General features: G+C 67.1%; 24 protein-coding genes (1 of these 24 only partly in view). 4 read left to right on the forward strand and 20 right to left on the reverse strand.

Features of this window, described 5'->3' with window-relative positions:
- The 7 genes from gshB to PCQ86_RS18625 form a co-directional block, all read right to left on the reverse strand.
- Positions 1 to 236 carry the 5' portion of a glutathione synthase gene (gene gshB / locus PCQ86_RS18595; protein WP_172208807.1) on the reverse strand. Its footprint begins 715 nt before the window's first position, so only the first 236 of its 951 coding nucleotides appear in the window; the start codon lies at positions 234 to 236; the stop codon falls past the left edge of the window.
- Between the two features lie 35 nt (positions 237 to 271).
- Positions 272 to 1,462: a benzoate/H(+) symporter BenE family transporter gene (locus PCQ86_RS18600; RefSeq protein WP_270174451.1), complete on the reverse strand. Its 1,191-nt coding sequence runs from the start codon at positions 1,460 to 1,462 to the stop codon at positions 272 to 274.
- Between the two features lie 121 nt (positions 1,463 to 1,583).
- Entirely contained in the window at positions 1,584 to 3,452 is a 1,869-nt protein-coding gene (locus tag PCQ86_RS18605; protein ID WP_196994859.1) for a potassium transporter Kup, read from the reverse strand.
- 139 nt (positions 3,453 to 3,591) lie between these two features.
- On the reverse strand, positions 3,592 to 4,887 hold the full coding sequence (gene gshA, locus PCQ86_RS18610) for a glutamate--cysteine ligase (RefSeq protein ID WP_270174452.1): 1,296 nt from the start codon (positions 4,885 to 4,887) through the stop codon (positions 3,592 to 3,594).
- 64 nt (positions 4,888 to 4,951) lie between these two features.
- Positions 4,952 to 6,418 carry a TrkH family potassium uptake protein gene (locus PCQ86_RS18615; RefSeq protein ID WP_103738455.1) on the reverse strand — a complete coding sequence of 489 codons (1,467 nt, stop codon included), beginning with the start codon at positions 6,416 to 6,418 and terminating at the stop codon, positions 4,952 to 4,954.
- Between the two features lie 15 nt (positions 6,419 to 6,433).
- Positions 6,434 to 7,888 (reverse strand): Trk system potassium transporter TrkA, encoded by a 1,455-nt coding sequence (trkA, locus tag PCQ86_RS18620; protein ID WP_011806998.1) that lies wholly within the window; start codon positions 7,886 to 7,888, stop codon positions 6,434 to 6,436.
- 64 nt (positions 7,889 to 7,952) lie between these two features.
- Positions 7,953 to 9,233, reverse strand: coding sequence for a glutamate-5-semialdehyde dehydrogenase (locus PCQ86_RS18625; RefSeq protein WP_270174453.1), 1,281 nt, complete (start codon positions 9,231 to 9,233; stop codon positions 7,953 to 7,955).
- Positions 9,234 to 9,323: 90 nt separating this feature from the next.
- Here PCQ86_RS18625 and PCQ86_RS18630 point away from each other — a divergent pair, with 90 nt between their 5' ends.
- Complete coding sequence (locus PCQ86_RS18630) at positions 9,324 to 9,617, forward strand: hypothetical protein (RefSeq protein ID WP_011807000.1); 294 nt, start codon at positions 9,324 to 9,326, stop codon at positions 9,615 to 9,617.
- A gap of 56 nt (positions 9,618 to 9,673) precedes the next feature.
- Here PCQ86_RS18630 and holA read toward each other — a convergent pair whose 3' ends face one another.
- From holA to leuS, 3 genes are all read right to left on the reverse strand, one after another.
- The gene (gene holA / locus PCQ86_RS18635) at positions 9,674 to 10,720 is read right to left on the reverse strand and encodes a DNA polymerase III subunit delta (protein ID WP_011807001.1); all 1,047 of its coding nucleotides are present in this window, start codon (positions 10,718 to 10,720) and stop codon (positions 9,674 to 9,676) included.
- Between the two features lie 73 nt (positions 10,721 to 10,793).
- The gene (locus tag PCQ86_RS18640) at positions 10,794 to 11,303 is read right to left on the reverse strand and encodes an LPS-assembly lipoprotein LptE (RefSeq protein WP_011807002.1); all 510 of its coding nucleotides are present in this window, start codon (positions 11,301 to 11,303) and stop codon (positions 10,794 to 10,796) included.
- A gap of 13 nt (positions 11,304 to 11,316) precedes the next feature.
- Positions 11,317 to 14,049 carry a leucine--tRNA ligase gene (gene leuS, locus PCQ86_RS18645; protein ID WP_270174454.1) on the reverse strand — a complete coding sequence of 911 codons (2,733 nt, stop codon included), beginning with the start codon at positions 14,047 to 14,049 and terminating at the stop codon, positions 11,317 to 11,319.
- Between the two features lie 143 nt (positions 14,050 to 14,192).
- Here leuS and PCQ86_RS18650 point away from each other — a divergent pair, with 143 nt between their 5' ends.
- The gene (locus tag PCQ86_RS18650; RefSeq protein ID WP_270174455.1) at positions 14,193 to 15,473 is read left to right on the forward strand and encodes a mechanosensitive ion channel family protein; all 1,281 of its coding nucleotides are present in this window, start codon (positions 14,193 to 14,195) and stop codon (positions 15,471 to 15,473) included.
- Between the two features lie 84 nt (positions 15,474 to 15,557).
- Here the strand turns inward: PCQ86_RS18650 and PCQ86_RS18655 are convergent, their stop codons facing one another.
- From PCQ86_RS18655 to PCQ86_RS18670, 4 genes are all read right to left on the reverse strand, one after another.
- Positions 15,558 to 15,998, reverse strand: a complete 441-nt coding sequence (locus tag PCQ86_RS18655; RefSeq protein WP_270174456.1) for an ExbD/TolR family protein — start codon at positions 15,996 to 15,998, stop codon at positions 15,558 to 15,560.
- Positions 15,999 to 16,003: 5 nt separating this feature from the next.
- Positions 16,004 to 16,672: a MotA/TolQ/ExbB proton channel family protein gene (locus PCQ86_RS18660; RefSeq protein WP_270174457.1), complete on the reverse strand. Its 669-nt coding sequence runs from the start codon at positions 16,670 to 16,672 to the stop codon at positions 16,004 to 16,006.
- A gap of 7 nt (positions 16,673 to 16,679) precedes the next feature.
- Positions 16,680 to 17,501: a 4-hydroxy-tetrahydrodipicolinate reductase gene (gene dapB, locus PCQ86_RS18665; RefSeq protein ID WP_011807007.1), complete on the reverse strand. Its 822-nt coding sequence runs from the start codon at positions 17,499 to 17,501 to the stop codon at positions 16,680 to 16,682.
- A gap of 76 nt (positions 17,502 to 17,577) precedes the next feature.
- Positions 17,578 to 18,117 (reverse strand): outer membrane protein assembly factor BamE, encoded by a 540-nt coding sequence (locus tag PCQ86_RS18670; RefSeq protein ID WP_370633062.1) that lies wholly within the window; start codon positions 18,115 to 18,117, stop codon positions 17,578 to 17,580.
- Between the two features lie 113 nt (positions 18,118 to 18,230).
- Between PCQ86_RS18670 and fur the strand changes: the two genes are divergently transcribed.
- Complete coding sequence (fur, locus tag PCQ86_RS18675; RefSeq protein WP_015914510.1) at positions 18,231 to 18,647, forward strand: ferric iron uptake transcriptional regulator; 417 nt, start codon at positions 18,231 to 18,233, stop codon at positions 18,645 to 18,647.
- 13 nt (positions 18,648 to 18,660) lie between these two features.
- Here the strand turns inward: fur and hprK are convergent, their stop codons facing one another.
- The 3 genes from hprK to hpf form a co-directional block, all read right to left on the reverse strand.
- A complete protein-coding gene (hprK, locus tag PCQ86_RS18680) occupies positions 18,661 to 19,617 on the reverse strand; it encodes an HPr(Ser) kinase/phosphatase (protein ID WP_011807010.1) in 957 nt (318 codons plus the stop codon).
- A 21-nt stretch (positions 19,618 to 19,638) separates the two neighbouring features.
- Complete coding sequence (locus tag PCQ86_RS18685) at positions 19,639 to 20,106, reverse strand: PTS sugar transporter subunit IIA (RefSeq protein ID WP_015914511.1); 468 nt, start codon at positions 20,104 to 20,106, stop codon at positions 19,639 to 19,641.
- 133 nt (positions 20,107 to 20,239) lie between these two features.
- Positions 20,240 to 20,593, reverse strand: a complete 354-nt coding sequence (hpf, locus tag PCQ86_RS18690) for a ribosome hibernation-promoting factor, HPF/YfiA family (protein WP_011807012.1) — start codon at positions 20,591 to 20,593, stop codon at positions 20,240 to 20,242.
- A 376-nt stretch (positions 20,594 to 20,969) separates the two neighbouring features.
- On the opposite strand from hpf, the gene PCQ86_RS18695 reads away from it, so the two are divergent.
- Positions 20,970 to 21,890: a phosphoribosylaminoimidazolesuccinocarboxamide synthase gene (locus PCQ86_RS18695; RefSeq protein WP_011807013.1), complete on the forward strand. Its 921-nt coding sequence runs from the start codon at positions 20,970 to 20,972 to the stop codon at positions 21,888 to 21,890.
- Positions 21,891 to 21,943: 53 nt separating this feature from the next.
- Here the strand turns inward: PCQ86_RS18695 and PCQ86_RS18700 are convergent, their stop codons facing one another.
- The 3 genes from PCQ86_RS18700 to trxA all read right to left on the reverse strand — a co-directional run bounded on the left by PCQ86_RS18700 (position 21,944) and on the right by trxA (position 26,040).
- Positions 21,944 to 24,052, reverse strand: a complete 2,109-nt coding sequence (locus PCQ86_RS18700; protein ID WP_270174458.1) for a TonB-dependent siderophore receptor — start codon at positions 24,050 to 24,052, stop codon at positions 21,944 to 21,946.
- A gap of 213 nt (positions 24,053 to 24,265) precedes the next feature.
- Positions 24,266 to 25,108: an META domain-containing protein gene (locus tag PCQ86_RS18705; protein ID WP_270174459.1), complete on the reverse strand. Its 843-nt coding sequence runs from the start codon at positions 25,106 to 25,108 to the stop codon at positions 24,266 to 24,268.
- 23 nt (positions 25,109 to 25,131) lie between these two features.
- Positions 25,132 to 26,040, reverse strand: coding sequence for a thioredoxin (gene trxA, locus PCQ86_RS18710; protein ID WP_011807016.1), 909 nt, complete (start codon positions 26,038 to 26,040; stop codon positions 25,132 to 25,134).
- Between the last annotated feature and the right edge of the window lie 37 nt (positions 26,041 to 26,077).

Raw genomic sequence — 26,077 nt, forward strand, 5'->3', positions numbered from 1 at the left:
TCCGCCAGTGCCGCCAAGCGGAGTTCGCCCGCAGTAAACCAGTTCTCCGCGTGGCCCGTAAGAGTGATGTCGCGCACTCGTGCGGTGACCCGGCCACCGCGCAACCAGTGGATGTGCCGGGGCTCGCAGACCGCGAGCCGGTGGCCGCGGCGCTGCGCCTCGCGCATCATCGCGAAGGTCGTGTCCTTGTAGATCTTGAATTGCTCGATGGGGTCGGCGACGATGAGGAGATTCATGGAATGCACGGGCTGTATTGCAGAGGGCGGCGCCCCTAGCGCGGCGCCTGGGGCGCGCGCGGGCGTCCATACTGTTGCACAAATAGCGTGATGCTGCCGGCGACCACCCCCCAAAACGCCGATCCGATCCCGGCTATGGTGACACCGCTCAACGTCACCAGAAAAGTGATCAACGCCGCCTCCCGGTGCGCTTCGGCCTGCAGCGCAGACGCCAGCCCTCCTCCAATGGCGCCCAGCAGCGCCAGCCCAGCGATGGCCACCACCAGCTCCTGTGGAAACGCCGTCAGCAGCCCCGTGACCACCGTACCAAAGATGCCCACTGCGATATACAGCAGTCCGCACGATGCGGCGGCGGTGTACCGCCGCGCGCGGTCGGGGTGCGCCTCGGGCCCCATGCAGATCGCTGCGGTGATGGCGCTGAAGTTGAGGGCGAAGGCGCCGAACGGTGCCAGCACCAGGGTGGCCAGTCCCGTCAGGGTGATCAGCCGCGACACCGGCAGTTGGTATCCGGTGGCCCGCATGACGGCCACACCCGGAAGGTTCTGCGACGCCATGGTCACGATGAACAGCGGCAGCGCCAGGCTCATGAGCGCCTGTAGGCTGAACTGCGGCGTGGTGAAGACCGGTGTGGCCAGCGCCCAGTGCACCGCGGACCAGCGCATCTGGCCATTGCCTGCGGCCCAGGCAACGCCTGCCACCAGCGTGAGCACAACCGCATAGCGGGGCAGCAGCCGCCGTGCAAACAAGTAGGACGCCAGCATGACCAGCACCAGCGGCAGCGCGGTCTGCACGGCTGCGAAGGCCTGCATGCCAAAGCGCGCCAGCACGCCGGCCAGCAGCGCCGACGCCAGTTCCATGGGAATACGGTTCATCACGCGCTCGAACCAACCCGTCACTCCGGCCAGGGTGATGAGCAAGGCACACACCATGAAGGCGCCGACCGCCTCGCCCATGCTGAAGCCGGCCAGGCCGGCGGTGGCGAGCACCGCTGCACCGGGCGTGGACCAGGCCACCATGACCGGCTGGCGCAGGATGAGCGAGGGAATCAGCGAGCACAGTCCCATGCCCAGGCCCAGCGCCCACATCCAGGAGGTGATCTGCTCGGGCGTCGCCCCGAACGCCTGCGCCGCCTGGAACACGATGGCGACCGAACTGGTGAACCCTACCAGCACAGCCACGAAACCGGCGGTGAAGGCGGACAGGCTCAGGTCTTTGAAAAACTGCATGGCGGCGGATTGTGGCATTGGTCTTGGCGCAACCTCTGTCCTGCTTCATCAAAATATATAGCTGCTCGCGCTTGCCAGCTAAGCGCTAGAGGCCAAAAACCTTACAAACCCACCAGCCCAATCAGATCTCGACCTTGGAGCCCAACTCCACGACGGCGTTGCTGGGCAGGTGCAGGAAAGCCGCCACCCCGCTGGCGTTGTGGTGCATCTGCGCAAACAGCTTTTCGCGCCACGGCGCCATGCCGCTGCCGATGGTAGGCACGACCACGTCGCGCGAGAGGAAATAGCTGGTGCTCATGGTTTCCAGTTCGCAGCCGCGGCCGTGCATCAGGCGCAGCGCGCTGGGCAGGTCCAGTTCATTCTTGAAACCGTAGTTCACGGTGACCTGCCAGCAGTCGCCTCCCAACGGCGCCACCTGCAGGCGCTGGTCCAGGCCGATCCAGGGGGTCTCGTGGTAACGCACGGTGACGAACAGGTTCTGGCGGTGCAGCACCTTGTTGTGCTTGAGGTTGTGCAGCAGTGCATTGGGCACCACGCCCGCCTCGGCGCTCAGGAACACCGCCGTGCCGTCCACGCGCATGGGCGGGTTGGCCTGCACCGAGGCCAGGAAGTCCTGCAGGCCTATGGAGTCCTCGCGCAGCTTGTCGTTGAGCAACTCGCGTCCGCGCTTCCAGGTCATCATGAGCGTGAACACCAGCCCCCCGATCATCAGCGGGAACCAGCCCCCTTGCAGCAGCTTGAGCAGGTTGGAGCTGAAGAATGCCAGGTCCACGACAAAGAAGAAGCCCGTGGTGGCCACGCACAGCGCCAGCGGATAGCCCCAGCCGTAGCGGATCACGAAGAAGGTGAGCACCGTGGTGATCAGCATGTCCAGCGTCACCGCAATGCCATAGGCGGCCGCCAGGTTGCTGCTGTTGCGGAACATGACCACCGCCAACACGATGGCGACGAACAGGCTCCAGTTCACGAACGGCAAGTAGATCTGGCCTGTCTCGCGCACGCTGGTGTGCTGGATGTTCAGCCGCGGCAGGTAGCCCAGCTGGATGACCTGCTTGGTCACGCTGAACGCGCCGGTGATCAGCGCCTGCGACGCAATCACCGTGGCCATGGTGGCCAGCACCACCAACGGCACCAGCGCCCAGTCGGGCGCCATCATGTAAAACGGGTTCTTGACGGCGGATGGCTCGGCCAGCAGCAGCGCGCCCTGGCCGAAGTAGTTGATCGTGAGGGCCGGCATGGCCACGCTGAACCACGCCAGGCGGATGGGGCGCTTGCCGAAATGTCCCAGGTCGGCGTACAGCGCCTCTGCGCCGGTGACGCACAGCACCACCGCGCCCAGGATGATGAAGCTGATGCCCGGGTTGCCCAGGATGAAGCCCAGTGCATGGTGCGGGCTCAGGGCGCCAAGGATCTCCGGATGGCCCACGATGTGCGGCACGCCCAGGGCTGCGATCGTAAAAAACCAGACCAGCGTCACCGGGCCGAAGTAGCGGCCCACCCCCGCCGTGCCGCGCTTTTGCACGGCGAACAGCCCGAACAGCACCACGAGCGTGAGCGGAATCACCGCCTTGCCGAAATGCGGCGACACCACCTCCAGGCCCTCGATGGCCGAAAGCACGGAGATCGCCGGCGTGATCACGCCGTCGCCATAGAACAGGGACGTGCCGAAGATGCCCAGGCCCAGCAGCCAGCCGCGCAGGCGCGGCCGGTCCTTCACCGCCTGCGACGCCAGCGCCAGCATGGCGATGAGGCCGCCTTCGCCATGGTTGTCCGCGCGCAGCACCAGCACCACGTACTTGAGCGAGACGATCACGGTGAGCGTCCAAAACAGCACGGACAGCACGCCGTACACGTTGGCATGCGTGAAAGGCACATGGCCGGAGCCGAAGACCTCTTTGACCGCATACAGCACGCTGGTGCCGATGTCGCCATAGACGACGCCGATCGCGCCCAGGGTGAGCGCTGCTAACGACGATTTGGAAGTGTGCACGGTGAACAGGTCCGGGCTGCTGCCTCAGCGGCCACGGGGATGCCAAAGGAGCGCCATTGTGCGCCGCCCCCGCTTCGGGCACATACGGGGTACCGCCTATGTTGCAATGCAGCAACTGCAGGGCGGCACATCCGGCGCATCAGTCGTACACCTCGGCCTCGGGGTCCGTGGCCTCCAGCTCGTAGCTGGCCGCGAGCATCGCCAAGCGGGCGATGACGCCGTACATGTAAAAGCGGTTGGGGGCACTGGCGCCCGGACGCGCACCGGGCTGCGGCAGATGGGTACTGTGCTCGAACGCCAGCGGCACGAAACTCGCGCCGGGGATGTTCAGGTTCTCATCCACGCCGCGTTCGGCATGCATGCGGTAGAACCCCCCGACCACGTAGCGGTCCATCATGTAGACCACCGGCTCGGCCACCGCTTCGTGCACGCGCTCCTGGGTGAGCACACCCTCCTGCACGATCACGTCATGCACGACCTGGCCGTCCTTGATCACGGCCATCTTGTTCTTGGTCTTGCGATTCAGCCCGTCCAGTTCCTTGGCATCGCGCACCGTCATGATGCCCATGCCGTAGGTGCCGTTGTCGGCCTTGACGACCACGAACGGCTTTTCGTTGATGCCGTATTCCTTGTACTTGCGGCGCACCTTGGTCAGGGTGGCATCGACGGCGCTGCGCAGCGCCTCCATGCCGGTGCCCTCGTTGAAGTCCACGCCCTCGCAGCGGGTGAACAGCGGATTGATGAGCCAGGGGTCTATGCCCAGCATCTTGCCAAAGCGCTTGGCCACTTCTTCATAGCTTTGAAAGTGGCGGCTCTTGCGGCGCACGCTCCAGCCTGCGTGCAGCGGCGGCAGAACGTATTGCTCGTACAACTCTTCCAGGATGCCCGGCGCGCCGGCCGACAGGTCGTTGTTGAGCAAGATGGTGCAGGGGTCGAAGTCCTTGAGCCCCAGACGGCGCTTGCTGCGGATCACCGGCTCCAGCGTCACGGTCTCGCCATGGGGCAGCGTGATGGTGGTGGTCTTCTTGATCTCGGGGCTGATGGAGCCCACGCGCACGTTCAGCCCGGCCATGTTGAAGATGCGCACCAGCTGCGCCACGTTCGCCAGGTAGAAGGTGTTGCGCGAATGGTTCTCGGGAATGATCAAGAGGTTGCGCGCTTCGGGGCAGATCTTTTCGATGGCCGCCATGGCCGCCTGCACCGCCAGCGGCAGCATTTCATTGGTGAGGTTGTTCCAGCCGCCCGGGAACAGGTTGGTGTCCACCGGCGCCAGCTTGAACCCCGCGTTGCGGATGTCCACCGACGAGTAGAACGGCGGCGTGTGTTCCATCCACTCCAGACGGAACCAGCGCTCGATGGCTGGCATGGAGTCGAGGATGCGCTGCTCCAACTCGTTGATTGGCCCGGTGAGCGCGGTGATGAGGTGGGGAACCATGAAGAGCCCTCAAATGGGAGACGGAAAGAGGTTGGCGACGATTGTAGGGAAGGCCACGTGCGCCCTAGCGCCGCCAGAATGCGGGGGTGAGCAGGGCCATGAAGCTCAGGATCTCCAGGCGTCCCAGCAGCATGGCCAGCGTACAGACCCAGAGCTGGAAGTCGGTGAGCACCGCGAAGTTGGAGGCCGGCCCCAGCATTCCCAGCCCCGGCCCCATGCAGTGCACGCTGGCCAGCACGGCCGAGAAGGCGGTCACCATGTCCAGGTCGGTCAGCAGCAGCACCATGCTCAGCGTGATCACTGTGGCGCCGTAGACCAGCATGAAGGCCAGCACCGAGAAGATCATGCGGTTGTCCACCACGCGGTCGCCCAGGCGCACGGGCTGCACCGCACGCGGGTGCACGATGCGCGTCATCTCGCGGCGCGCCTGCTTCAGCAGGATCAGCATGCGCACCATCTTGATGCCGCCGCCCGTGGACCCGGCGCTGGTGGCCACGCCCGACAGCAGCAGCATGAACACGGGCGCGAACACCGGCCAGCCCAGGTAGTCGGTGGTGGCAAAGCCCGTGGTCGTGGCCACCGACACCACGTTGAACATGCCGTGGCGCAGCGCCTGCAGCGGGTCGTACACGCCCTTGGCCCACAGCAGCAGCGCCACCAACAGCCCGCCGCCCAGCAGCGCGGTGATCGTGGCGCGCATCTCGGGGTCGCGCCAGAAGCCCCGCCAGTTGCCCTTGCGCAGCGCGATGAAGTACAGCGCGAAGTTGCAGCTGGCGCACAGCATGAAAACCAGGGCGATGGTTTCCAGCAGCGGCGACTCGAAGTAGGCAAAGCTCGCATCGTGGGGCGACAACCCGCCCAGGCTGACGGTGGCGAACATGTGCATGATCGCGTCCGGCGGCGTCATGCCGCCCAGCCAGAACGCGAGCGCGCACACCAGCGAGAACACCACGTACACGCCCCACAGCCCCTTGGCCGTCTCGGTCATGCGCGGGGTGAGCTTGGTGTCTTTCACCGGGCCGGCAGCCTCGGCCTTGAAGAGCTGGCTGCCGCCCACCCCCAGCAGCGGCAGCACCGCCACCGCAAGAATCAGGATGCCCATGCCGCCGATCCACTGCATGAACGTGCGCCACATGTTCACCGACAGGGGGAGCCGATCCAGCTCGGCCAGCACCGTGGCGCCGGTGGTGGTGAGGCCCGATACCGATTCGAAGTAGGCATGCGTGAACGACAGCGGCCGGCCGATGGCGTGCATCACCAGCAGCAGCGGCAGCGCCGCGAACAGCGGCAGGATCCCCCACACCACCGACACCAGCATCACGCCGTGGCGCGGCAGCAGCTCGCGCTTGTGCGCGCGCAGGCCGCCCCACAGCAGCGCGCTGGCCATGGATGTGACGGCGATGGCCGTGGCGTAGTGCTGCCACAGGCCCTCCCGCGCCCAGAGCGACGCCGCCAGCGGCACCCCCATGGACACGGCAAACAGTGCCAGCAGGGCGCCGAGTACGCGCATGACGGGCAGGACGTCGGACATCGCGGCTCCTGCCGATCAGAAGAAGGTGGCGCTCACGCGGAACTGCTTTTCCACCTCGCGCACCAGCCGCTTGTGGGGCAGGAAGAACACCACGTGGTCGTTGCTCTCGATCACGGTGTGGCTGCGCGGAATGATGACCTGGGGCGGTGCGTCGGCCGGCGGCTCGCCACCGTCCTCGGGCAGACCGCGCACGATCAGGCCCATGTGCACCTCGGCGGGCAAGTGGATCTCGCTGACCTTGCGGCCCACCACGCGCGAATTCTTGCGGTCGCCGCGGGCCACGATCTCCAGCGCCTCGGCCACGCCGCGGCGCAGGCTGTGCACTGCCTGCACGTCGCCGCGCCGCACATAGGCCAGCAGCTCGCCCAGCATGGCCTGCGCGGGCGACAGCGCAATATCGATCTGCGTGCCGTGCATCAGGTCGGCATAGGTGCGGCGGTTGATAAGCGCCAGCACGCGGCTCGCGCCCATGCGCTTGGCCAGCAGGCTGGCCATGATGTTGTCCTCGTCGTCGTCGGTGAGCGCGAGGAAGAGGTCCACCTCCTCGATGCTCTCGTCGCCCAGCAGGTCCTCGTCGGTGGCGTCGCCCTGCAGCACGAGGATGTCGGAGGGCAACTCGGCCGCCAGCGCCACGCAGCGCTCGGCACTTTCCTCCACCACCTTGATGTGAAAGCCCCCCCGCTGGGCCAACTGGCGCGCCAGCCGCAGGCCCACGCGCCCGCCGCCTGCAATCATGATGCGGCGCACGGGCCGCGCCGGGTGCCCATGGTGGCGGTGCAGCGCGGCCAGCACCTGCGGGATCTGCTCGCGCGCGGACAGCACGAACACCTCGTCACCCGGCTCCACGCGCGTGGCGCCGTCGCAGGGCAGGAAGCGGTCGGGCTCGTCGGGAAAGCGCCGGTAGATGGCCACGATGCGCATGGCAACGTCGGGCGCGGTTTCGCGCATGGTGGCGATACGCATGCCCACCATGGGCGCGCCGGGGCGCGCGCGCACCGACACCAGGCAGGCGCGCCCGCCCGCGAATTCGCGCACCTGCAGCGCCTCGGGGTATTCCACCAGCTTGCCGATGTAGCGCGTGAGCGATTCCTCGGGACAGATGACGCGGTCCACGCCAAAGCCCTCCTTGCCCAGCAGCGCCTGGTTGCGCTCCAGTTCCAGGCCCGACGAGCGCACGCGCGCGATGCGCGTGGGGATGTTGAACATCAGCTGCGCGACCTTGCAGCACACCAGGTTGGTCTCGTCCTGCGCGGCGCAGGCGATCAGCAGGTCGGTGTCGCGCGCGCCGGCCTCGGCCAGCACCTGGGGGTCAATGCCGTTGCCCACCACCCCGCGCAGGTCAAACCGCGCCTCCAGGTCGCGCAGCCGCTCGGCGTCGGTGTCGATGACGGTGATGTCGTTCTCCTCCGACACCAGGCTGTCGGCCACGCTGTAGCCCACGCGCCCCGCTCCCAGGATGATGATCTTCATGCGAAATTGGCCTCAATCCCAATGTTGACGGGCGCTAGCAGCTATCAAATTAGCAGCAACCCCATCAAGTCCGCACCTCTCCCTCACCCAACACCACCCACTTGAGCGACGTCAGGCCCTCGATGCCCACCGGGCCGCGCGCGTGGAACTTGTCGGTGCTGATGCCGATCTCGGCTCCCAGCCCGTACTCGAAGCCGTCGGCAAAGCGCGTGCTGGCATTGACCATCACGCTGGCGGAATCCACGTCGCGCAGGAACTGCTGGGCGTGCATGTGGTCGCGCGTGAGGATCGCGTCGGTGTGGTGGCTGCCGTAGCGGTTGATGTGCGCGATGGCCTCATCCACGCCTGCCACCACCTTCACGCTGATGATGGGGGCCAGGTATTCCTCGCTCCAGTCGGCCTCGGTGGCCTCGGCCAGCTGCACGCCCGGAACGGCGCGCAATATGGCCAGCGCCTCGGGGCAGCCGCGCATCTCCACGCCCTTGGCGGCGTAGACGGCGCCGATCTGCGGCAGGAATTGCGCTGCCACGCCGCGCGCCACCAGCAGGCCCTCGCTGGCGTTGCATGGGCTGTACTTCTGCGTCTTGGCGTTGTCGGCCACCTGCACGGCCATGGCGATGTCGCAGGGGTCGTCCACATAGGTGTGGCAGTTGCCGTCCAGGTGCTTGATCACGGGCACCTTGGCCTCGGCGCTGATGCGCTCGATCAGCCCCTTGCCGCCGCGCGGGATGATCACGTCCACGTATTGCGGCATGGCGATGAGCTGGCCCACGGCGGCGCGGTCGGTGGTCTGCACCAGTTGCACGCCGTGCTCGGGCAGGCCGGCCTCGGCCAGCGCCTGGGCCACGAGGCGCCCCAGCGCCTTGTTGGAGTCGATGGCCTCGGAGCCGCCGCGCAGGATGCAGGCGTTGCCGCTCTTGATGGACAGGCTCGCGGCTTCGATGGTCACGTTGGGCCGGCTCTCGTAGATCATGCCGAACACGCCGATCGGCACGCGCATCTGCCCCACGCGGATGCCGCTGGGCTGCTGCTTCATGCCCTGGATCTCGCCAATGATGTCCGGCATGGCCGCCAGCTGCTCGCAGCCTTGGGCGCAGGTCTCCAGCACCTTGGGGGTCAGCTTGAGGCGGTCCACCATGGGTTCGGCCAGGCCGGCGGCGCGCGCGCGCTCCAGGTCGCGGGCATTGTCCCCCTGCAGGGCGTCCACGTTCTGGCGCAGCAGCCGCGCCAGGGCCAGCAATGCCTTGTTTTTGATAGCTGCCGGCGCGCGCGCCATTTGGGCGGAGGCCGTTTTTGCCTGCAAACCAAGCGTGTGCGTGTATTCAGCGATGTTCAGCGCGTTCATGGGCGTGATTCTGACGCAGTTCGCCGCCGCCACGCTGGCCGGGGGACTCCGGCTACGCTTGAGGCCTTTGCCACCCTCCGTGCCCTCGCCATGACCGCCGAACTCGCCACCCACCAGCTCGACAACCTGCAGGCCGACCTGCACGCCCTGCGCGAGCAGCGCATCAGCAACCACGCCTTCAGCGCCGCCGCGCGCGGCCACGCCGTGCTGCTGGCCGCCCTGCCCCCGCGCTATGGCGAGGTGCTGCTGGGCCTGTTGGACCGGCTGGAGGCCGGCGCGCTGTTCACCGAGGAGAGCTGCTCCTTCAGCCACCAGGCCTTGGTGGACCAGCTGCAGCAGTGGGCGGACAAGGCGCGTGCGGCACTGGTCGCCCAACACTCCTGAATCAATAGCTGCTAGCGCTTATCCCATAAGCGCTAGATTCACATTTCCTTGCGATCTCAGCGCGCCAGCTTGCACATCTGCAGCGCCAGCCGCGAGAGGGCCTGCCAGCCGTCCTGCGGCCAGTCGGGCGCCTTCAGGCCCTTGACGATGCCGTCCACCGTGTGGGCGGACTGCAGCAGCCGCGCCAGGGCGGCGTCGCTGGCCTGGGGCAGCAGGCGCTCGAACAACCGCTCCTTCGCGCCCCAGACGCGGTTCTCGCGCAGGGCCATGGGCAGGGGCTTGCCGGCGTTCATGGCGTCTTTCACGCGCTTGAGGGCGCGGATGTCCTCGGCCAGCGCCCAGTGCACCAGCACCTCGGCCTCGCCCTCGGCCTGCAGGCCGTCCAGCATGCGCTGCACGCGCGCCACCTGGCCGGAGAGCACCGCCTCGGACAGCTTGAACACGTCGTAGCGCGCCACGTTGAGCACGGCGGCTTCGACCTGCGCCCAGGTGAGTTCCCCCTCGGGGTGCAGCAGCGCGAGCTTCTGGATCTCCTGGTGCGCGGCCAGCAGGTTGCCCTCCACCCGGTCGGCGAAGAACTGCAGCGTGCGCTGCCCCTCTTCGCCCGCGACCACGCGCTGGCCTTGCGCGGCCAGGCGCTGGGCGATCCAGCCGGGCAGCTGCGCGCGCTCCACGGGGTCGATCTGCACCGTGGCGCCGTGCGCTTCGAGTGCCGCGAACCACGCGCCCGTGCGCGTGGCCTTGTCCAGGCGCGGCAGCACCACCACGGTGAGCGTGCTGTCGTTGCCCGGCGCGGCGGCAGCCATCTGCTGCAGCGCGGCGGCGCCGTCCTTGCCGGGCTTGCCCGAGGGGATGCGGATCTCCACGATCTGCTTGTCGGCGAACAGGCTCAACGACCCGCCCGCGGCCAGCACGCCACTCCAGTCGAAATGCGCGCCGGCCACGGTGAAGCTGCTGCGCTCGGTATAGCCCTGCGCACGTGCCGCGGCGCGGATGGCGTCCAGCGCCTCCTGCTGCAACAGCGCCTCGTCGCCGTGCAGCGTGTAGAGCGGGCGCAGGCCTTTGTGCAGCTGCGCACCGAGCTGGTTCAAAGCGATTTGCATGCGGCCTGTTCTAGTAACAAATATGCCGCTAGCGCCCGTGCAGCAAGCGCAAACAGCTATCAAATAAGGAGCGTTACAGCGATTTCACTGCCGCCAGGCGGCGCATCAGCTGCTGCACGAGGTCGGTGCGCATGTTGCGAAACAGCATGGCCTCCTCGCCTTCCTTGGAAAGGGCGACGGTTTCGTTGTAGCTGATGTCGCGCTGTTGCAGCAGCTCGGTGTCGGCGATCCATTCCTGGCCTTGCTGGCCGCGCAGGCGGATGCGCACGCGCTGGCGCAGCTGCAGCTCGCGCACCTGGCCCGAGGCGTTCAGGCCCACCACCACGCGCTCCTGCTGCTCGGACAGCACGTCCAGGATCGCCTCGGCCTGGGGCAGCTGCGCGGGCGCCGTCAGCACCACGAGGTCCCCGCCCGCCCCCTGCAGCGTGCGGATCAGCTCGCGTGCCAGCGGCGAGCCGGGCTGCGCCTGCACGTACAGGGACCGGAAGGCGAACTGCGGCGCGCCGCGCAGGCGAAAGCCGCAGGCGGTGAGGGCGGCCAGCGGCGCCAGGGCCGCGGCGGTGAGCAGGGTGCGCTTGTGCATGGCGGGAGGGCTCTCAGACGACGACGTTGACCAGGCGGCCGGGCACGATGATGACCTTCTTGGGCGCCTTGCCCTCGGCGAACTTCTGGAAGTCCTCGCTCGCCAGGGCCGCCTGCTCGATGGCGGCCTTGTCGGCCGAGGCGGCCACGCGGATCGCGCCGCGCAGCTTGCCGTTGACCTGCAGCATCAGCTCCAGCTCGTCCTGCACCAGGGCATCGGGGTCCACCTGGGGCCAGGCGGCGTCCAGCAGGTCGCCCAGGGTGCCGGCGTAGCCCAGCTCGTCCCACAGCACATGGGCGATGTGCGGCGTGGCCGGGTACAGCACGCGCAGCAGGATGCCGAAGCCCTCGATCAGCGCCACCTGGGCGCCGGCGCTGTCCGTGGCCTTGAAGTCCTCCAGCGCGTTGATCATCTTCATGGCGCCGGAGACCACGGTGTTGTACTGCATGCGCTGGTAGTCGTAGTCCACCTGCTTGAGCACGGTGTGGATCTCCAGGCGCAGCGCCTTGGCTTCCTTGCCGAACTGCACGTCCTTCAGGCTGGCGGCGCCCGCCACGCTGGCCAGGGCCGCGTCCTTGTCGATGGCGGACAGCTTCACGCCGAAGTTCCACACGCGGCGCAGGAAGCGGTAGCTGCCTTCCACGGCGGCGTCGTTCCATTCCAGCGTCAGCTCGGGTGGCGCGGTGAACATGGTGTACAGGCGCGCGGTGTCGGCGCCGTACTTCTCGATGAGCTGCTGCGGGTCCACGCCGTTGTTCTTGGACTTGGACATCGTGCCCACGCCCTCGTAGTCGATGGGCGTGCCCACGGGCAGCAGGCCGTCGCCGCTCTCGGCGGGGTTCTTGAGCTTGGCGCCAACGATCTTGCCGGCCTCGTCGTAGACGTGCTCGACGTCGTGCGGCCAGAAGTAGTCCTTGGCGCCCTTGGCCGTGCGGCGGCTGTAGATGTGGTTCAGCACCATGCCTTGCGTGAGCAGCTTGGTGAAGGGCTCGTCCACCTTCACCAGCCCCAGGTCACGCATCACCTTGGTCCAGAAGCGCGCATACAGCAGGTGCAGGATGGCGTGTTCGATGCCGCCGATGTACTGGTCCATGCCGCTGCCGCCGGTGGCGGCCTTCTGGTCGCGCATCCAGTAGTCGGTGCCGCCCGCCACCATGGCGTCGCGGTTCTTCGGGTCGCAGTAGCGCATGAAGTACCAGGACGAGTCCACGAAGGTGTCCATGGTGTCGGTCTCGCGGCGCGCGGGCTTGCCGCAGCAGGGGCAGTCCACCTTCAGGAAGGCCTCGCACTTGGCCAGCGGGTTGCCGCTGCCGTCGGGCACCAGGTCCTGCGGCAGCACCACGGGCAGGTCCTTCTCGGGCACGGGCACGGCGCCGCAGCTCTCGCAGTGGATGATGGGGATCGGCGTGCCCCAGTAGCGCTGGCGGCTGATGCCCCAGTCGCGCAGGCGCCAGGTGGTCTTGAGCTCGCCCAGGCCCTTCTCGGCCAGCGCATGGGCCACGGCGGCCACGGCGTCCTGGTACGACAGGCCGCTGAAGTTGTCGGAATTGATGGTGACGCCGCGCTCCTTGTCACCGTACCAGTCCTGCCACTGGTGGAAGTCGAAGGTCTCGCCGTCCACCAGCACCACTTGCTTGATGGGCAACTGGTACTTGAGCGCGAAGGCAAAGTCGCGCTCGTCGTGCGCGGGCACGCCCATCACGGCGCCGTCGCCGTAGCTCATGAGCACGTAGTTGCCCACCCACACCTCGACCTGCTCGCCGGTGAGCGGATGGGTGACGAACAGGCCCGTGGGCATGCCCTCTTTTTCCTTCAGGGCCAGCTCGGCCTCGGTCGTGCCGCCCTTCTTGCATTCCTCGATGAAGGCCGCCAGCGGGGCGTTGGACGCCGCGGCGTGCTGGGCCAGCGGGTGCTCGGGCGCCACGGCGCAGAAGGTCACGCCCATGATGGTGTCGGCACGGGTCGTGAAGACGTACATCTTCCCATCCTGGATCAGGTTGCCCTGCGCATCCCTGATGTCGTGCGGGAACGCAAAGCGCACGCCCGCCGACTTGCCGATCCAGTTCTCCTGCATCAGCCGCACCTTGTCGGGCCAGCCGGTCAGCGTGGCCTTCTCGTTGCCGATCTGCACATGGTCCAGCAGCTCCTGCGCGTAGTCGGTGATCTTCAGGTAGTAGCCGGGGATCTCGCGCTTTTCCACCAGCGCGCCGGTGCGCCAGCCGCGCCCGTCGATCACCTGCTCGTTGGCCAGCACGGTCTGGTCCACCGGGTCCCAATTCACGACCTGGGTCTTGCGGTAGGCGATGCCCTTGTCCAGCATCTTCAAAAACAGCCACTGGTTCCACTTGTAGTAGTCGGGGTCGCAGGTGGCGATCTCGCGGCTCCAGTCGATGGCCAGCCCCATCGCCTGCATCTGCTTCTTCATGTAGGCGATGTTGTCGTAGGTCCACTGCGCGGGCGGCACGCCGTTCTTGAGGGCGGCGTTCTCGGCCGGCAGGCCGAAGGCATCCCAGCCCATGGGCATGAGGACGTTGTGGCCCTTCATGCGCAGGCTGCGCGTGAGCATGTCATTGATGGTGTAGTTGCGCACATGGCCCATGTGCAGCTTGCCGCTGGGGTAGGGCAGCATGGAGCAGGCGTAGAACTTGGGCTTGGCCTGGTCCTCGGTCACGCGGTAGGCGTCGTTGGCATTCCAGTGGGCATGCGCGGCGCGCTCCACCTCGGTGTGGTTGTATTTGTCTTGCATGGAAGCTGGGAAAAGGAGAACCGCGCACCTGCGCAGTGGTCACAATGGGCTGTACTGCGCCCAATTCTAGGCGTTCATCCCCCCATCCCCTGCATGGCCGCCCCGCCTGGGCCGGCTGCTTCCTGCATTTCTGGAAAGTTGTCTTGCCTGTGTCCGTGCCCCCGCTGATTGCCGAGCTGGATCCTTGGCTGCAGGCCGCCCTGGGCCTGTGCGGCCTGGTGCTGCTGGCCTTCGCCCTCCAGTCCGTCGCCCAATACGTGCTGCTGAACACCGTGCCGCGCCTGCGCGAACGCGTGGGCGCGCGCTGGGCGCGGGTGTTCTGGCACGACCAGGTGTTGCGGCGTCTGGCGCATGTGGCACCGTCGCTCGTCATCCAGGCAGGCATCGGCGCCGTGCCCCATGTGCACCCCGTGGCGGCCGCAGTGATCGGCAACGTGGCCGTGGCGCTCACCGTGCTGCAGCTGGTGCGGACGCTGATCGCGCTGCTGGACGCCGTGCTGCACGAGCATGAGCAGGCCCCGGACGGCGTGCCCACGGCCACGCGCTCGATCAAGAGCTATGTGCAGCTGGGCAAGCTGCTGCTGGCGCTGGTGGGCACCATCGTCATCGTGGCGGCGCTGGTGGACCGCTCGCCACTGATCCTGCTGTCCGGCCTGGGCGCCATGTCGGCGGTGCTGATGCTGGTGTTCAAGGACACCATCCTCTCGTTCACCGCGGGCGTGCAGCTGTCGTCCAACGACATGCTGCGCGTGGGCGACTGGATCGAGATGCCCCAGGTGGGCGCGGACGGCTTCGTGGTGGACATCGCACTGCACACCGTGAAGGTGCAGAACTGGGACAAGACCATCACCACCATCCCCACCTGGCGGCTGATGAGCGAGAGCTTCAAGAACTGGCGCGGCATGTTCAGCTCGGGCGGGCGGCGCATCCGCCGCGCGTTGCGGCTGGACACGAACTCGATCCGCTTTCTCACCGAGGCGGAGATCGAGCGCCTGTCGCGCATCGCGCTGCTGCGCCCCTACCTGGAAGGCAAGCTGCGCGACGTGCAGCAGACCAACGCCGCCCTGCAGGCGCAGCTGGGTGCACAGGCGCTGGAGCCCGCCAACCAGCGCCGCCTGACCAACATCGGTACCTTCCGCGCCTACTGCGAGGCCTATGTGCGCGCGCACCCGCGCATCCACCAGCAGATGCTGCTCATCGTGCGCACGCTGGAGCCCACGGCCGAGGGGGTGCCGCTGGAGCTGTACTGCTTCACAGCCACCACCGCCTGGGTGGAGTACGAAGCCATCCAGGGCGACATCTTCGACCACCTGATCGCCGTGCTGCCGGAGTTCGGCCTGCACCTGTTCCAGAGCCCCACGGGCAACGACATCCGCGCGGGACTGCGCCCCGGCGCCCCAACAGCCATGGCCGCATTGCCATAAAAACAAGAGCTGCCAGCGCTTGCCAGCTGGCGTTCTCAGCTCCTTTTCTACCGCAAACACCCGCACATCAAGCGCGAGCAGCTCCTAATTTTGAGTGCCTTGCTCGGCCCCATCGGTGGGCTGCGTGACGAAACCAATGCGCTGCAGGCCCGCCGCATGGGCAGCCCCCATCACCTCCACCACGCGGCCGTAGGGCACGGCGGTATCGGCGCGCAGTTGCACCTCGGTGTCCGGCGCCTCGGCGGCGATCTGGCGCAGGCGCTGCGCCAGCGCATCGGCGCCCAGGGGCTCATCGTCCAGGTAGGCCTGGCCGGCGGTGTCCACCACCAGCATCACGGCATGCGCGGGCGTGCCCGGTTGCGCGCCTTCGGCGCGCGGCAGCTCCAGCCGGATGCTGCTGGCCAGCAGCGGCGCGGTCAGGATGAAGATCACCACCAGCACCAGCATCACGTCCACCAGCGGTGTGACGTTGATCTCGCTCATGGGCTGCGGGCCCGGGGTGCGCTCCAGTCGGCCGAATGCCATGGCGTTTACCGGCCCGAGTCGGCGGCGTTGGTGTCGATGACCAGCTCGCGCAGGTCGCGGGCAAAGCCTTCGAGGTCGGCCTCGATGCGGCCGATGACACGCCCGAACCAGTTGTAGGCCAGCACGGCGGGGATCGCCACCGTGAGGCCCGCGGCCGTCATGATGAGCGCTTCGCCCACCGGGCCGGCGACGCGCTCGATGCTGATCTGCCCCGCGCCGGCCATGGCCGTGAGCGCATGGTAGATGCCCCACACCGTGCCCAGCAGCCCCACGAACGGCGCCGTGGAGCCCACGGTGGCCAGCAGCACCTGGCCGAACTGCAGCTTGCCCAGCACGCCATGCAGCGCATCGCGCAACACGCGCGTGAGCCGCTGCGACAGGCCGCCCTGCCCGGCCAGCGTGCCCGCGCCGGCCTGCTCCACCTGCTGCGCGGCACGCACCAGCGGCAGCACCAGCCCTTCACGGTCAAAGGCGGGCAGACGCTCGGCCGCCACGGCCAGCGACGGCGCCTGCCAGAACGCGGCCGTGCTGCGCGGCACGTCCACATGGGCGCGCCGCATCAGGCGCAGCTTCCAGAAAATCACCACCCAGCTGGCAACCGACATGGCCAGCAGCAGCAGTGCCGACGCCTGCGTGACCGCATCACCCTGACGCAACCAGTGCAGGCTGTCCATGGGCAGGTTACTTGAGGTTCAGCACGTCGAACATGTCGAACAGGCCCGCGCGCTGCGTGGCCAGGAAGCCCACCGCGCGCAGGCTGCCCTGGGCGTAGCCGGCGCGGCTGCTGGACTTGTGCGAGATCTCCACCCGCTCACCCGTCCCGGCGAACAGCACCGTGTGGTCGCCCACGATGTCGCCGCCGCGCACGGTGGCAAAGCCAATGGTGTCTGCCTTGCGCTCGCCCGTGTGGCCGTAGCGCTCGTACACGGCACGGTCGGCGAGCCGCGTGCCCTGCGCCTCGGCAATCACTTCGCCCATCTTCAGCGCCGTGCCCGAGGGGGCGTCCACCTTGTGCTTGTGGTGCGCCTCGATGATCTCGATGTCATAGCCCGTGCGCAGCGCCTGCGCGGCCATCTGCAGCAGCTTGAGCGTGACGTTCACGCCCACGCTCATGTTGGGCGCGAACACGACGCCCACCTTCTGCGCGGCGGCTTCGATCTGCACCTTCTGCGCATCGGAAAAGCCCGTGGTGCCGATGACCATCTGCACGCCGAGTTCCGCGCACACGGCCAGGTGGGCCAGCGTGCCCTCGGGGCGCGTGAAGTCGATCAGCACGTCGGCGTCCTTGAGCCCCTCGCGCAGGTCAGCGGTGATGACCACACCGCTCGCGCGCCCCAAAAACGCGGCGGCGTCCGTGCCCACGGCGGGGTTGCCGGGCTGGTCCAGCGCACCGGCCAGCACGCAGCCGTCGCTCGCCTGAATCGCCTCGATGAGCATGCGGCCCATGCGGCCAGAAGCGCCGGCCACGGCCACGCGGCGGGGTGCGGAGGAGGAAGAGGTCATGTCAGTTCGCAATCCAAACAGGGGGCGGTTCTGCTGCGTCCAGCGCGACACGCTGCAGCGGGCGCACCGGCCGCTTTCAACGGCGCGGAGATTCCAGCGGCGGATAGCTCGTGGCGGGTGGCAGAGCGGGCGCGGCGGCCGGCTCGGCGGCCGGCTCCGCCTTGGGAAAGCGCGCGAGCTGCGCCTCGGTGGCCTCAAGCTGCGGCACCTTGGGCTTGGACACCTTGGTGGAGAGCGAGGCCACGAACTCGGCCTCGGTGGGCATCTCGTCGCCTTCGACACGCTCCATCACGTTGTCCTTGAAGAACACGGTGAGCTTGCGCGTCTGCACCTCGACATCGGGGCGCTTGAGGGTGAAGACGTATTCCCAGCGGTCGGAGTGGAACACGCTCACCATGAGGGGTGTGCCCAGGATCTCACGCACCTGCTGGCGGCCCATGCCAGGCTGCAACATCTGCACCTGCTCGCGCGAGATGAAGTTGCCCTGCACCACGTCCACCTTGTAGGGCGTGACCATGCCGGCCAGGCGACTGCCGGTGCCCGCGCAGCCGGCCATCCCGGCACCAATCAACACAATGGCGCCCCAGCGGGCGCCCCAACGGGCGGGTGCAAACATGGGTTTATGCATAGGGGATATGATCCGGCCCATTGTAGCGGCTGGATCTTCTGGGCCTTGCGCGCAAGCCGCCGGTATCCATGGTTTCGCCCTGGCACACGAAAGACCTTGTCATGACGAACATCGACGAACTCAAAAGCACCGGCCTCAAGGCCACGCTGCCCCGGCTGAAGATCCTGGAGATCTTCCAGAAGGGCGCCCAGCGCCACATGACGGCCGAAGACGTATTCCGCGTGCTGCTGGACGAGCGCTCCGACATCGGGCTGGCCACCGTGTACCGCGTGCTCACGCAGTTCGAGCAGGCCGGCATTTTGATCCGCAGCAATTTCGAGAGCGGCAAGGCCGTTTACGAACTGAACGAGGGCCAGCACCACGACCACTTCGTCTGCACCGCCTGCGGCAAGGTCGAGGAGTTCTACGACCCCGAGATCGAAAAGCGCCAGAACCTGATCGCCCAGGCCAAGGGCTGGGTGGTGCACGACCACGCCATGGCGCTCTACGGCCAGTGCGCTAATTGCGCAAAAAAATAAGCGCCCGGCGCCCTCAGGAGGCGCCGCCCCGCTCCATGGCGCGCCGGTGGCGCTCCACGAACTCCTGATAGGTATCGATGCCGCGCAGTTGCAGGATGGTGTTGCGCACAGCCGCTTCCACCAGCACCGCGATGTTGCGGCCCGCCACCACCTGAATCACCACCTTGAGCACCGGCACGCCCAGTACGTCCTGCGTGAGCGGCTCGTAGGGCAGGCGCTCGTAGTCGCGTTCCAGCGTCTCCTTGCGCACCAGGTGCACGATGAGCTTCAGCCGCATGCGCCGGCGCACGGCCGTTTCGCCGAAGATGGCGCGAATGTCCAGCAGACCGATGCCGCGCACCTCCAGCAGGTTCTGCAGCAACTCGGGGCACTTGCCCTCGATGGTGGTCTGGTTGATGCGGTACAGGTCCACCGCGTCGTCGGCCACCAGGCCATTGCCGCGCGTGATCAGTTCCAGCCCCAGCTCGCTCTTGCCCAGGCCCGACTCGCCCGTGATGAGCACGCCCAGACCCAGGATGTCCATGAACACGCCGTGCATGGTGGTGCGATCGGCAAAGTGCTTGGACAGGTAGGCGCGCAGCACATCGATCACGAAGGCCGCGGACTCCTGGGTGGAAAACATGGGGATCTGCGCGCGTTCGCACATGGACACCACCTCGTCCGGCGCGGCCTGGCCGTCGGCCAGCACAAGCACGGGGGGCTCCAGCGTGACGATGCGCGCGATGCGGCGCTTGCAGTCCTCCGGCGTGGCGTTGGTCAGATAGGCAATCTCGCGCTCGCCCAGGACCTGCGCACGGTAGGGATGGATGTAGTTCAGGTAACCCACCAGGTCCGCACCCGAGCGGGCGGCACGCACCGCCACCTCGGCAAAGCGCCGCTCGGACGCGCCCAGGCCCGCCACCCACTCCCATTTCAGGAGGTTGCGGAACTCCTCGAAGAGCACATCCGCGCTGACGACGTTGGGTTTCACGGCGGCGCGATGGCGGTGGCGTCAGGCGCCCTGGGCGGACTGCCAGCCCGCGATCAGCGCATGCAGGCTGGCCGCGTCGGTATGGGTCTTGAGGCGTTCGCGCAAGGCGCCGTCGCTCAGCAGTTCGGCGATTTCCGAGAGGATTTCCAAGTGCTTTTGCGTGGCCGCCTCGGGCACCAGCAGAAAAATCAGCAGCGATACGGGTTGCTCGTCAGGCGCGTCGAAGCCGATCGGCTGCGCCAGTTGGAACACCGCCGCCATGGGCGACTTCAGCCCCTTGATGCGGCCATGGGGAATGGCCACGCCATGGCCCAACCCGGTCGAACCCAGGCGTTCGCGCGCAAACAGGCTGTCGGTGATCAAGGCCCGCGACAAACCGTGCTGGCTTTCGAACAACAGGCCCGCCTCCTCAAAGGCACGTTTTTTGCTGGTGACATCGACACTCACGAGCACTTGTGCGGGAGGCAGTATGGAAGCAAGTCGATTCATGGTCTGAGCGACGATTATGCACGCCTAGCGGAAACCCTGGGAGTGTATCCACTGGCAACAAAAAACCGCCCTGGCTGGGCGGTTGCGGCACCGCCGGCGCGTTCCGGCGGTACACAGGCCGTCAAGCGACGGTTCAAGCCGTGGCGGCAGCTGCTGCCTGAATGGTGGCGCGGCGTAGGCCGGCTTGGTGGTCCTGCAGACGGTCCTTGTGGCGCACGACCATGCGGTCGAGCTTGTCCATCAATTCGTCCACGGCGGCATACAGGTCGAAATGGGTGCTTTCCACGAACAGGTCATTTCCTTTCACATGCACGGTGCATTCAGCGCGCTGGCGCTTTTCCTTTTCCTTCTGCTTCTCCACGGTCAGTAGCACCTTGACATCCACCACCTGATCGAAGTGGCGGGTAATGCGGTCCAACTTGGACGTCACATAGCTGCGCAAGGCGGGGGTCACTTCAAGGTGATGGCCGCTGATCGTCAAGTTCATAGACAAGTCTCCTGTGACTCACAGTTGAAAAACACCGCCCCTTGCCGGTGCGGGGCGGTCTGCGAACGTGAATGCATTCAGGCCTGGGTTCACTATGCGCCCGCCGCCAGCGCAAATCAATCGTTCCCGCGCATGGCACAAGGGATATGACAGGAAGGTGTCAAACCGACCGAAACGCATCACAATGGCTGGGTTGCCTCCAGCGCCGACCTGGGGCTCCAGCCTCTCCAACCCACGTACCTTGTGGCGGGTGCAAGGCGCCCGCACGGGGGCCGCGTCGCTAAAATCCCGTCCTTCGACCTCGCCACCGGCGGGGCGTCTTGCCCCAACGTCCACCGCGCGCCTGCATTGCGCGAGCGCCTTCCGTACGACCGCCATGACCCAGCCCAGCACCTCTGCACTGCACACCTCCGCCCTGACCTCGCTGCCGCTCCTGGCACGCGGCAAGGTGCGCGACAACTACGCCGTGGGGGACGACCGCATCCTGATGGTGGCCAGCGACCGCCTCTCGGCCTTTGACGTGATCATGGGCGAGCCCATCCCCGGCAAGGGCGAGTTGCTCACCCAGATGGCGCTGTTCTGGTTCGGCAAACTGGGACACATCGTGCCCAACCACCTCACGGGCGAGGCGCCCGAGAGCGTGGTCACGCCCGCGGAGGCCCCCCAGGTGCGGGGCCGCTCCATGCTGGTGCAGCGCCTCAAGCCCATCCCCATCGAAGCCGTGGTGCGCGGCTACCTGGCCGGCAGTGGCTGGAAGGAGTACCAGGAATCGCGCTCCGTCTGCGGCGTGCCGCTGCCAGACGGCCTGACCAATGCCGCCAAGCTGCCGCAGACCATCTACACGCCCGCCGCCAAGGCCGCCATGGGCGAGCACGATGAGAACATCAGCTTTGAGCGCACCGTGGAGATCGTGGGCCTGGATCTGGCCACCAGGATCCGGGACATCTCCATCCAGCTGTACGAGGCCGCCGCTGCCATCGCGCTGGAAAAGGGCATGATCATTGCCGACACCAAGTTCGAGTTCGGCCTGGCGCCCGACGGCACGCTGGTGCTGATGGACGAGGTGCTCACGCCCGACAGCTCGCGCTACTGGCCCGTGGAGGGCTATGCCGAGGCCCTGGCCAAGGGTGAGAACCCTCCCAGCTACGACAAGCAGTTCGTGCGCGACTGGCTGGAGCAGGCCCAGGTGGGCGGCAAGCCCTGGAACAAGACCGCCCCCGCGCCGCGCCTGCCGCGCGAGGTGGTGGAAAAGACCGCTGCCAAATACCGCGAAGCGCTGGAGCGCCTGACCGCCTGATTGCTTGCGCGACGCCCCTGGCCGGGGATCGGCCGGGGATCGCCAACGCTTGCTCAGAACTGGTGGTTCAGCGAGAGCTGGTAGCTGCGCGGCGCGCCGTAGTAGCCCGCGTAGCGCAGGGTGTTGATGTACTTCTCGTCGGTGATGTTGTTCACATTGAAGCGCAGCGTCGTCTTGGGCTGCAGCTGCCATGCGACGAAGGCATTGAGCACGGCATAGCTGCCCTGGCGCACGGTGAAGCCGCTGGCCTCCATGTTGGAGATTTTGCTTTGCCACCGTGCGCTGGTGCCAAAGGACAGCGCGGGAAGGCTCGGTAGACGCGCCTTGAGCGCGAGATTGGCCGTATGGCGCGGTACCCAGGCGTAGGTGTCGCCGCCATCCGGGCCGGTCAGCTTCAGGGTGGTATAGCCGGCTGTCAGGTCGATATGGTTGTTGAGCCGGCCCACGGCTTCCAGCTCCACGCCGGTGGACTTCACGTCTTCGGGCGCGTAGACCGCCTGGCCATTCTGGTTATAGGTGCCCGTGGGCGTGGCCAGGCCCGACTGTTTGGCCTGGAACACCGCGACCGAGGTCAGCAGGCGCTTGTCCAGCCAGTCGGCTTTCAGGCCCGCCTCGTAGTTGGTGCCCTTGCTAGGGTCGAGATAGCGGTCGTTCGCATCGGCCTGGCTCTGCGGGAAATACAGGTCAGAGTAGCTCACGTAGCCCAGCACGCTGGGCGTGAACTCGAACGTCAGCCCGGCATAGGGGCTGGTCTTGCTGCGTGAAAGGTCGGAGGCCACGCCATAGCTCGTTCCGTCGCGGCTGTATTGCGCGTGGTTGACTCCCACCACCGCCTTGAGCCGATCCGTCAGCGTGAACCGCATGGTGCCAAATGCGCGCTGCAGTTTCTGGTTCAGCGTGCTTTCGAGGACCAATGGGCCCCACTGCAGCTCGGGAACAAGGTTGCCGGGGTAAGGAAAGCCCGGCAGCGCGATGGCGCTGCAGGCACTGGCGCCGCAGTCCGACCCGGCGTATCCATTACCCGTGTATTCGCTCTTGGCCCAGCTCACACCGAACAGCGCCTCGTGCTGCCGTCCCAGCATCTCGAAGCGGCCGTTGACGGTGGCGGTGGCCAGGTGCGCGTCCATCGTGTCTTTGCCGCCCCACGCATAGCCGACCAGACTGGAGCCCGAGGGAAACGCGTAAAAGAGCTTGCTGTCGTTGTCGATGGCGCGGTAGTTGTAGGCCAGCTTGAGCTGCCAGTCCATACCGATCTGGTGGGCGTATTCCACGAAGGCCGTCTTGGTCGTGGTGTCCCAGCGGGTCCAGTCCTGCGTCGTGGATGCGTTGCGGCCCCATGCGTTCTGGGTGCCATCGGCATTCATGAAGGTCAGGGCGCCCCACATGTTGCCCGTGGAGTCGGACTGCTGATGGGACAGGCCCAACGTCAACAGGCCGTTGTCGCCCACCTGCCCATCCACAACGCCGTAGAGGAACGTGCGCTCGCGGTCGAAACTGCGCAGGTGCGAGCCGCCCTCCTCGCGTGCCGCCACGACCCGGCCCGCCCAGCGGCGATCGGCGGTGAGCGGCCGCGAGTAGTCCGCCTCGACGCGCGTGGTCCCCCAGGACCCATAGCTCAGACCCAATGAGCCCTGCTCCTTGTTGGTGGGACGCTTGCGCACGAAGTTGATCGTGCCCGCCGCATTGCCCACGCCGGTCAGCAGCCCGTTGGCGCCGCGGATGACTTCGATCTTTTCGTAGCCGAAGGAATCCATGGCGCCGGTGACGATGCCCCAGTCATTGGGCAGGCCGACGCCGTCGATCTGCGTGTTGGCGATGTCAAAGCCGCGCGCGGTGAACGTGGTGCGGTTGGTCTCCCACTCGTCGACGATGATGCCGGTGCTCAATCGCAGCGCTTCGTTGAGATTGCTGGTGCCGAAATCGCGCATTTGCTCGGTGGTCACGATGCTGATGGATTGCGGCGTTTCCTTGATGTCCAGATCCAGCCCGGTCGCCCCGCTGCTCACCCGGTCCTCGCGCTGCTGGACAATCGTCACCTCCTTCAGCGTAGGCTCGACGGGCGCACTCGCCTGGGCCCATGCGGCGCCCATCAGGGGCGGCTGCACGATCAACGTCATGAGTGCGATGGAGCGCACGACGGGGCGGAGGGGATGGGGGTTCATGGACGACAATTCCCTGGGTTTCAACAAATGGGAATCATTATCATCTCGATTTGTAAAAAGCACTGTCGCGCAAATGCCGCGCCTGCCGCGATGCACGCATCAGAACTTCTTTTTTTGTAGCGGCTGGCGCTCACCCACCAAGCGCTAGAGGCCCATTTCCTTCACGCATCCGCATCAACCACGGCGAACGCCGCGGCATGGGTCGCAGCGCACTCACTGGGGTTGCATGGGTGGCTCGTCGTCCTCGGGCCGCGGCGCGCCCCATTCCTCGGCCACGAAGCGCAGCAGGGGCGTGCCGTCCTCGCCGCGCAGCTCCAGCGTCCGGCCTTGCTGCCGGTAATACGCCACCGCGCCCAGGCGCTGGAAGAAGGCCGGTTCCGATCCGCCGCCCGCAAGGCACAGGCGCAGGGATGCGCTCATGCGGGACAGCCGCAGTTGCCCGCCCTCTTGCACATACTGCCCCACGAAACGGTTGCACCCTCCCGAACCGCTCACACGCCCCGCATCGCGCTGCAGCACCAGATGGGCCGCGGCCTGCCCCTCGGCTGGCGCGTCCACCGGCGCATCGTCCACCACCTCCACGAGTTTCCAGTAGGTCTGGCGCAGCGGCACGGATGCGGCCGCCGTGGCTTGCAGCGCTGGCACGCGCGCCAGGATGACGTCCACATGGCGGAAGGCCGGGTCGATCAGCACCGGGTGCACGCGGGGCGTGTCCAGCAGCAGGCGCCCCTGCTGCGTGACCGCTGCGCGCACCTCGTAGCGGCCTTGGGCGTGGACGTCTGCCTGGCGGTAGGGAATGCGCAGCATGTAGGGCAGCGGGCCGGCCGGGTCGATGCGCTGGCGGCCCAGCACCCGCGGCGGATGGCCCTCGCGCGTCACGTCCACGAGCGCTGCCTCGAACAGCGCGTCGGGCGGCACGTAAAGCCGCTCGCGCGAGATCACGGTGCCGGAGATCTGCGCATCGGGCCCCGGGGCCGTGGCGCAGCCGGCCAGCCACGCGGCGGCCAGCAGCAGCGCCGCCCGCCCGGCCGCGTGCAACCGCTGCAGTCCCGCCACCGCGCGCCCGCCCCCGGCGTGGGTCAGCTCAGCACCACGCTGGACAAGCGCCGCCGGTAGCTGGCCACCACCGGGTCCTCGGGCGGGATCTGCCCGTCGGCCACCTTGACCTTCGGGGGCTCGATGATCTCCAGCACGGCCACGTAGGCCTTGCGCGCGGCATCGTCGTTCCAGGCCTTGTCGCGCATGAGAATTTCCAGCAGCTCGTCCATGGCCTCCTGCCAGCGCTGCTGGGCCATGAGCCAGCGTGCGCGTGCAAAGCGCGTCTCGAAGTCGCGCTTGTTGGCCGCAATCTTTGCATCAAATTCGGCTCCAGCGCCCGCCCCATAAGCGCTAGAAGCTACGAAATCAAGAGCATCCATCCACGCCTTGAGCGCCCCCAGGCGGCGCGAGACCTCGGCCTTGGCGATGACCGGCGCGAAGGCCACCTTGGCGTCGTCTTCGCGGCCCAGCTGCAGCAGCAGCTTGACGTAGTCAAAGCGCGCGTCGTCGTTGGCCGGGTCGGTGGCGACGGCGTGCTGCAGCTTTTCCAGCGCACCCTCGGTATCGCCCTCGGCGAGCGCATCCAGGGCTTCCTCTTCCTGCTCCTCGGCCTGCAGCTCCTCGGCGCTGGGCACATGCTTGTCCAGGAAGGCGCGCAGTTGGCTCTCGGTTTGGGCGCCCATGAAGCCATCCACGGGCTGGCCATTCATCATCAGCACGCAGGTGGGAATGCTGCGGATGCCGAACATGGCGGCCAGCTGCTGCTCCTGGTCAGAGTCGATCTTGGCCAGGGTGAAGCGGCCGGCGTATTCCACCTCCAGCTTCTCCAGCACCGGGCCCAGCGTCTTGCAGGGGCCGCACCAGGGTGCCCAGAAGTCCACCAGCACGGGCACTTGCATCGAGGCGGCAACCACCTCGGTTTCAAAATTCTCTAGGGTGACGTCGATCATGTGTAGCGGTCCCGGTAGTGCGGCGCACGGCGCCGGT

The sequence above is a fragment of the Diaphorobacter sp. ED-3 genome (genome assembly GCF_027625375.1).
GTDB lineage: Bacteria > Pseudomonadota > Gammaproteobacteria > Burkholderiales > Burkholderiaceae_C > Diaphorobacter > Diaphorobacter nitroreducens.

Coding starts and splice junctions, on each gene's coding strand:
- trxA (WP_011807016.1), bottom strand. CDS start 26,040: ATGATCGACGTCACCCTAGAGAATTTTGAAACCGAGGTGGTTGCCGCC.
- hpf (WP_011807012.1), bottom strand. CDS start 20,593: ATGAACTTGACGATCAGCGGCCATCACCTTGAAGTGACCCCCGCCTTG.
- PCQ86_RS18600 (WP_270174451.1), bottom strand. CDS start 1,462: ATGCAGTTTTTCAAAGACCTGAGCCTGTCCGCCTTCACCGCCGGTTTC.
- dapB (WP_011807007.1), bottom strand. CDS start 17,501: ATGACCTCTTCCTCCTCCGCACCCCGCCGCGTGGCCGTGGCCGGCGCT.
- PCQ86_RS18630 (WP_011807000.1), top strand. CDS start 9,324: ATGACCGCCGAACTCGCCACCCACCAGCTCGACAACCTGCAGGCCGAC.
- PCQ86_RS18700 (WP_270174458.1), bottom strand. CDS start 24,052: ATGAACCCCCATCCCCTCCGCCCCGTCGTGCGCTCCATCGCACTCATG.
- PCQ86_RS18655 (WP_270174456.1), bottom strand. CDS start 15,998: ATGGCATTCGGCCGACTGGAGCGCACCCCGGGCCCGCAGCCCATGAGC.
- PCQ86_RS18670 (WP_370633062.1), bottom strand. CDS start 18,117: ATGTTTGCACCCGCCCGTTGGGGCGCCCGCTGGGGCGCCATTGTGTTG.
- PCQ86_RS18660 (WP_270174457.1), bottom strand. CDS start 16,672: ATGGACAGCCTGCACTGGTTGCGTCAGGGTGATGCGGTCACGCAGGCG.
- gshA (WP_270174452.1), bottom strand. CDS start 4,887: ATGGTTCCCCACCTCATCACCGCGCTCACCGGGCCAATCAACGAGTTG.
- PCQ86_RS18640 (WP_011807002.1), bottom strand. CDS start 11,303: ATGCACAAGCGCACCCTGCTCACCGCCGCGGCCCTGGCGCCGCTGGCC.
- holA (WP_011807001.1), bottom strand. CDS start 10,720: ATGCAAATCGCTTTGAACCAGCTCGGTGCGCAGCTGCACAAAGGCCTG.
- PCQ86_RS18625 (WP_270174453.1), bottom strand. CDS start 9,233: ATGAACGCGCTGAACATCGCTGAATACACGCACACGCTTGGTTTGCAG.
- trkA (WP_011806998.1), bottom strand. CDS start 7,888: ATGAAGATCATCATCCTGGGAGCGGGGCGCGTGGGCTACAGCGTGGCC.
- leuS (WP_270174454.1), bottom strand. CDS start 14,049: ATGCAAGACAAATACAACCACACCGAGGTGGAGCGCGCCGCGCATGCC.
- PCQ86_RS18615 (WP_103738455.1), bottom strand. CDS start 6,418: ATGTCCGACGTCCTGCCCGTCATGCGCGTACTCGGCGCCCTGCTGGCA.
- PCQ86_RS18685 (WP_015914511.1), bottom strand. CDS start 20,106: ATGAATCGACTTGCTTCCATACTGCCTCCCGCACAAGTGCTCGTGAGT.
- fur (WP_015914510.1), top strand. CDS start 18,231: ATGACGAACATCGACGAACTCAAAAGCACCGGCCTCAAGGCCACGCTG.
- PCQ86_RS18695 (WP_011807013.1), top strand. CDS start 20,970: ATGACCCAGCCCAGCACCTCTGCACTGCACACCTCCGCCCTGACCTCG.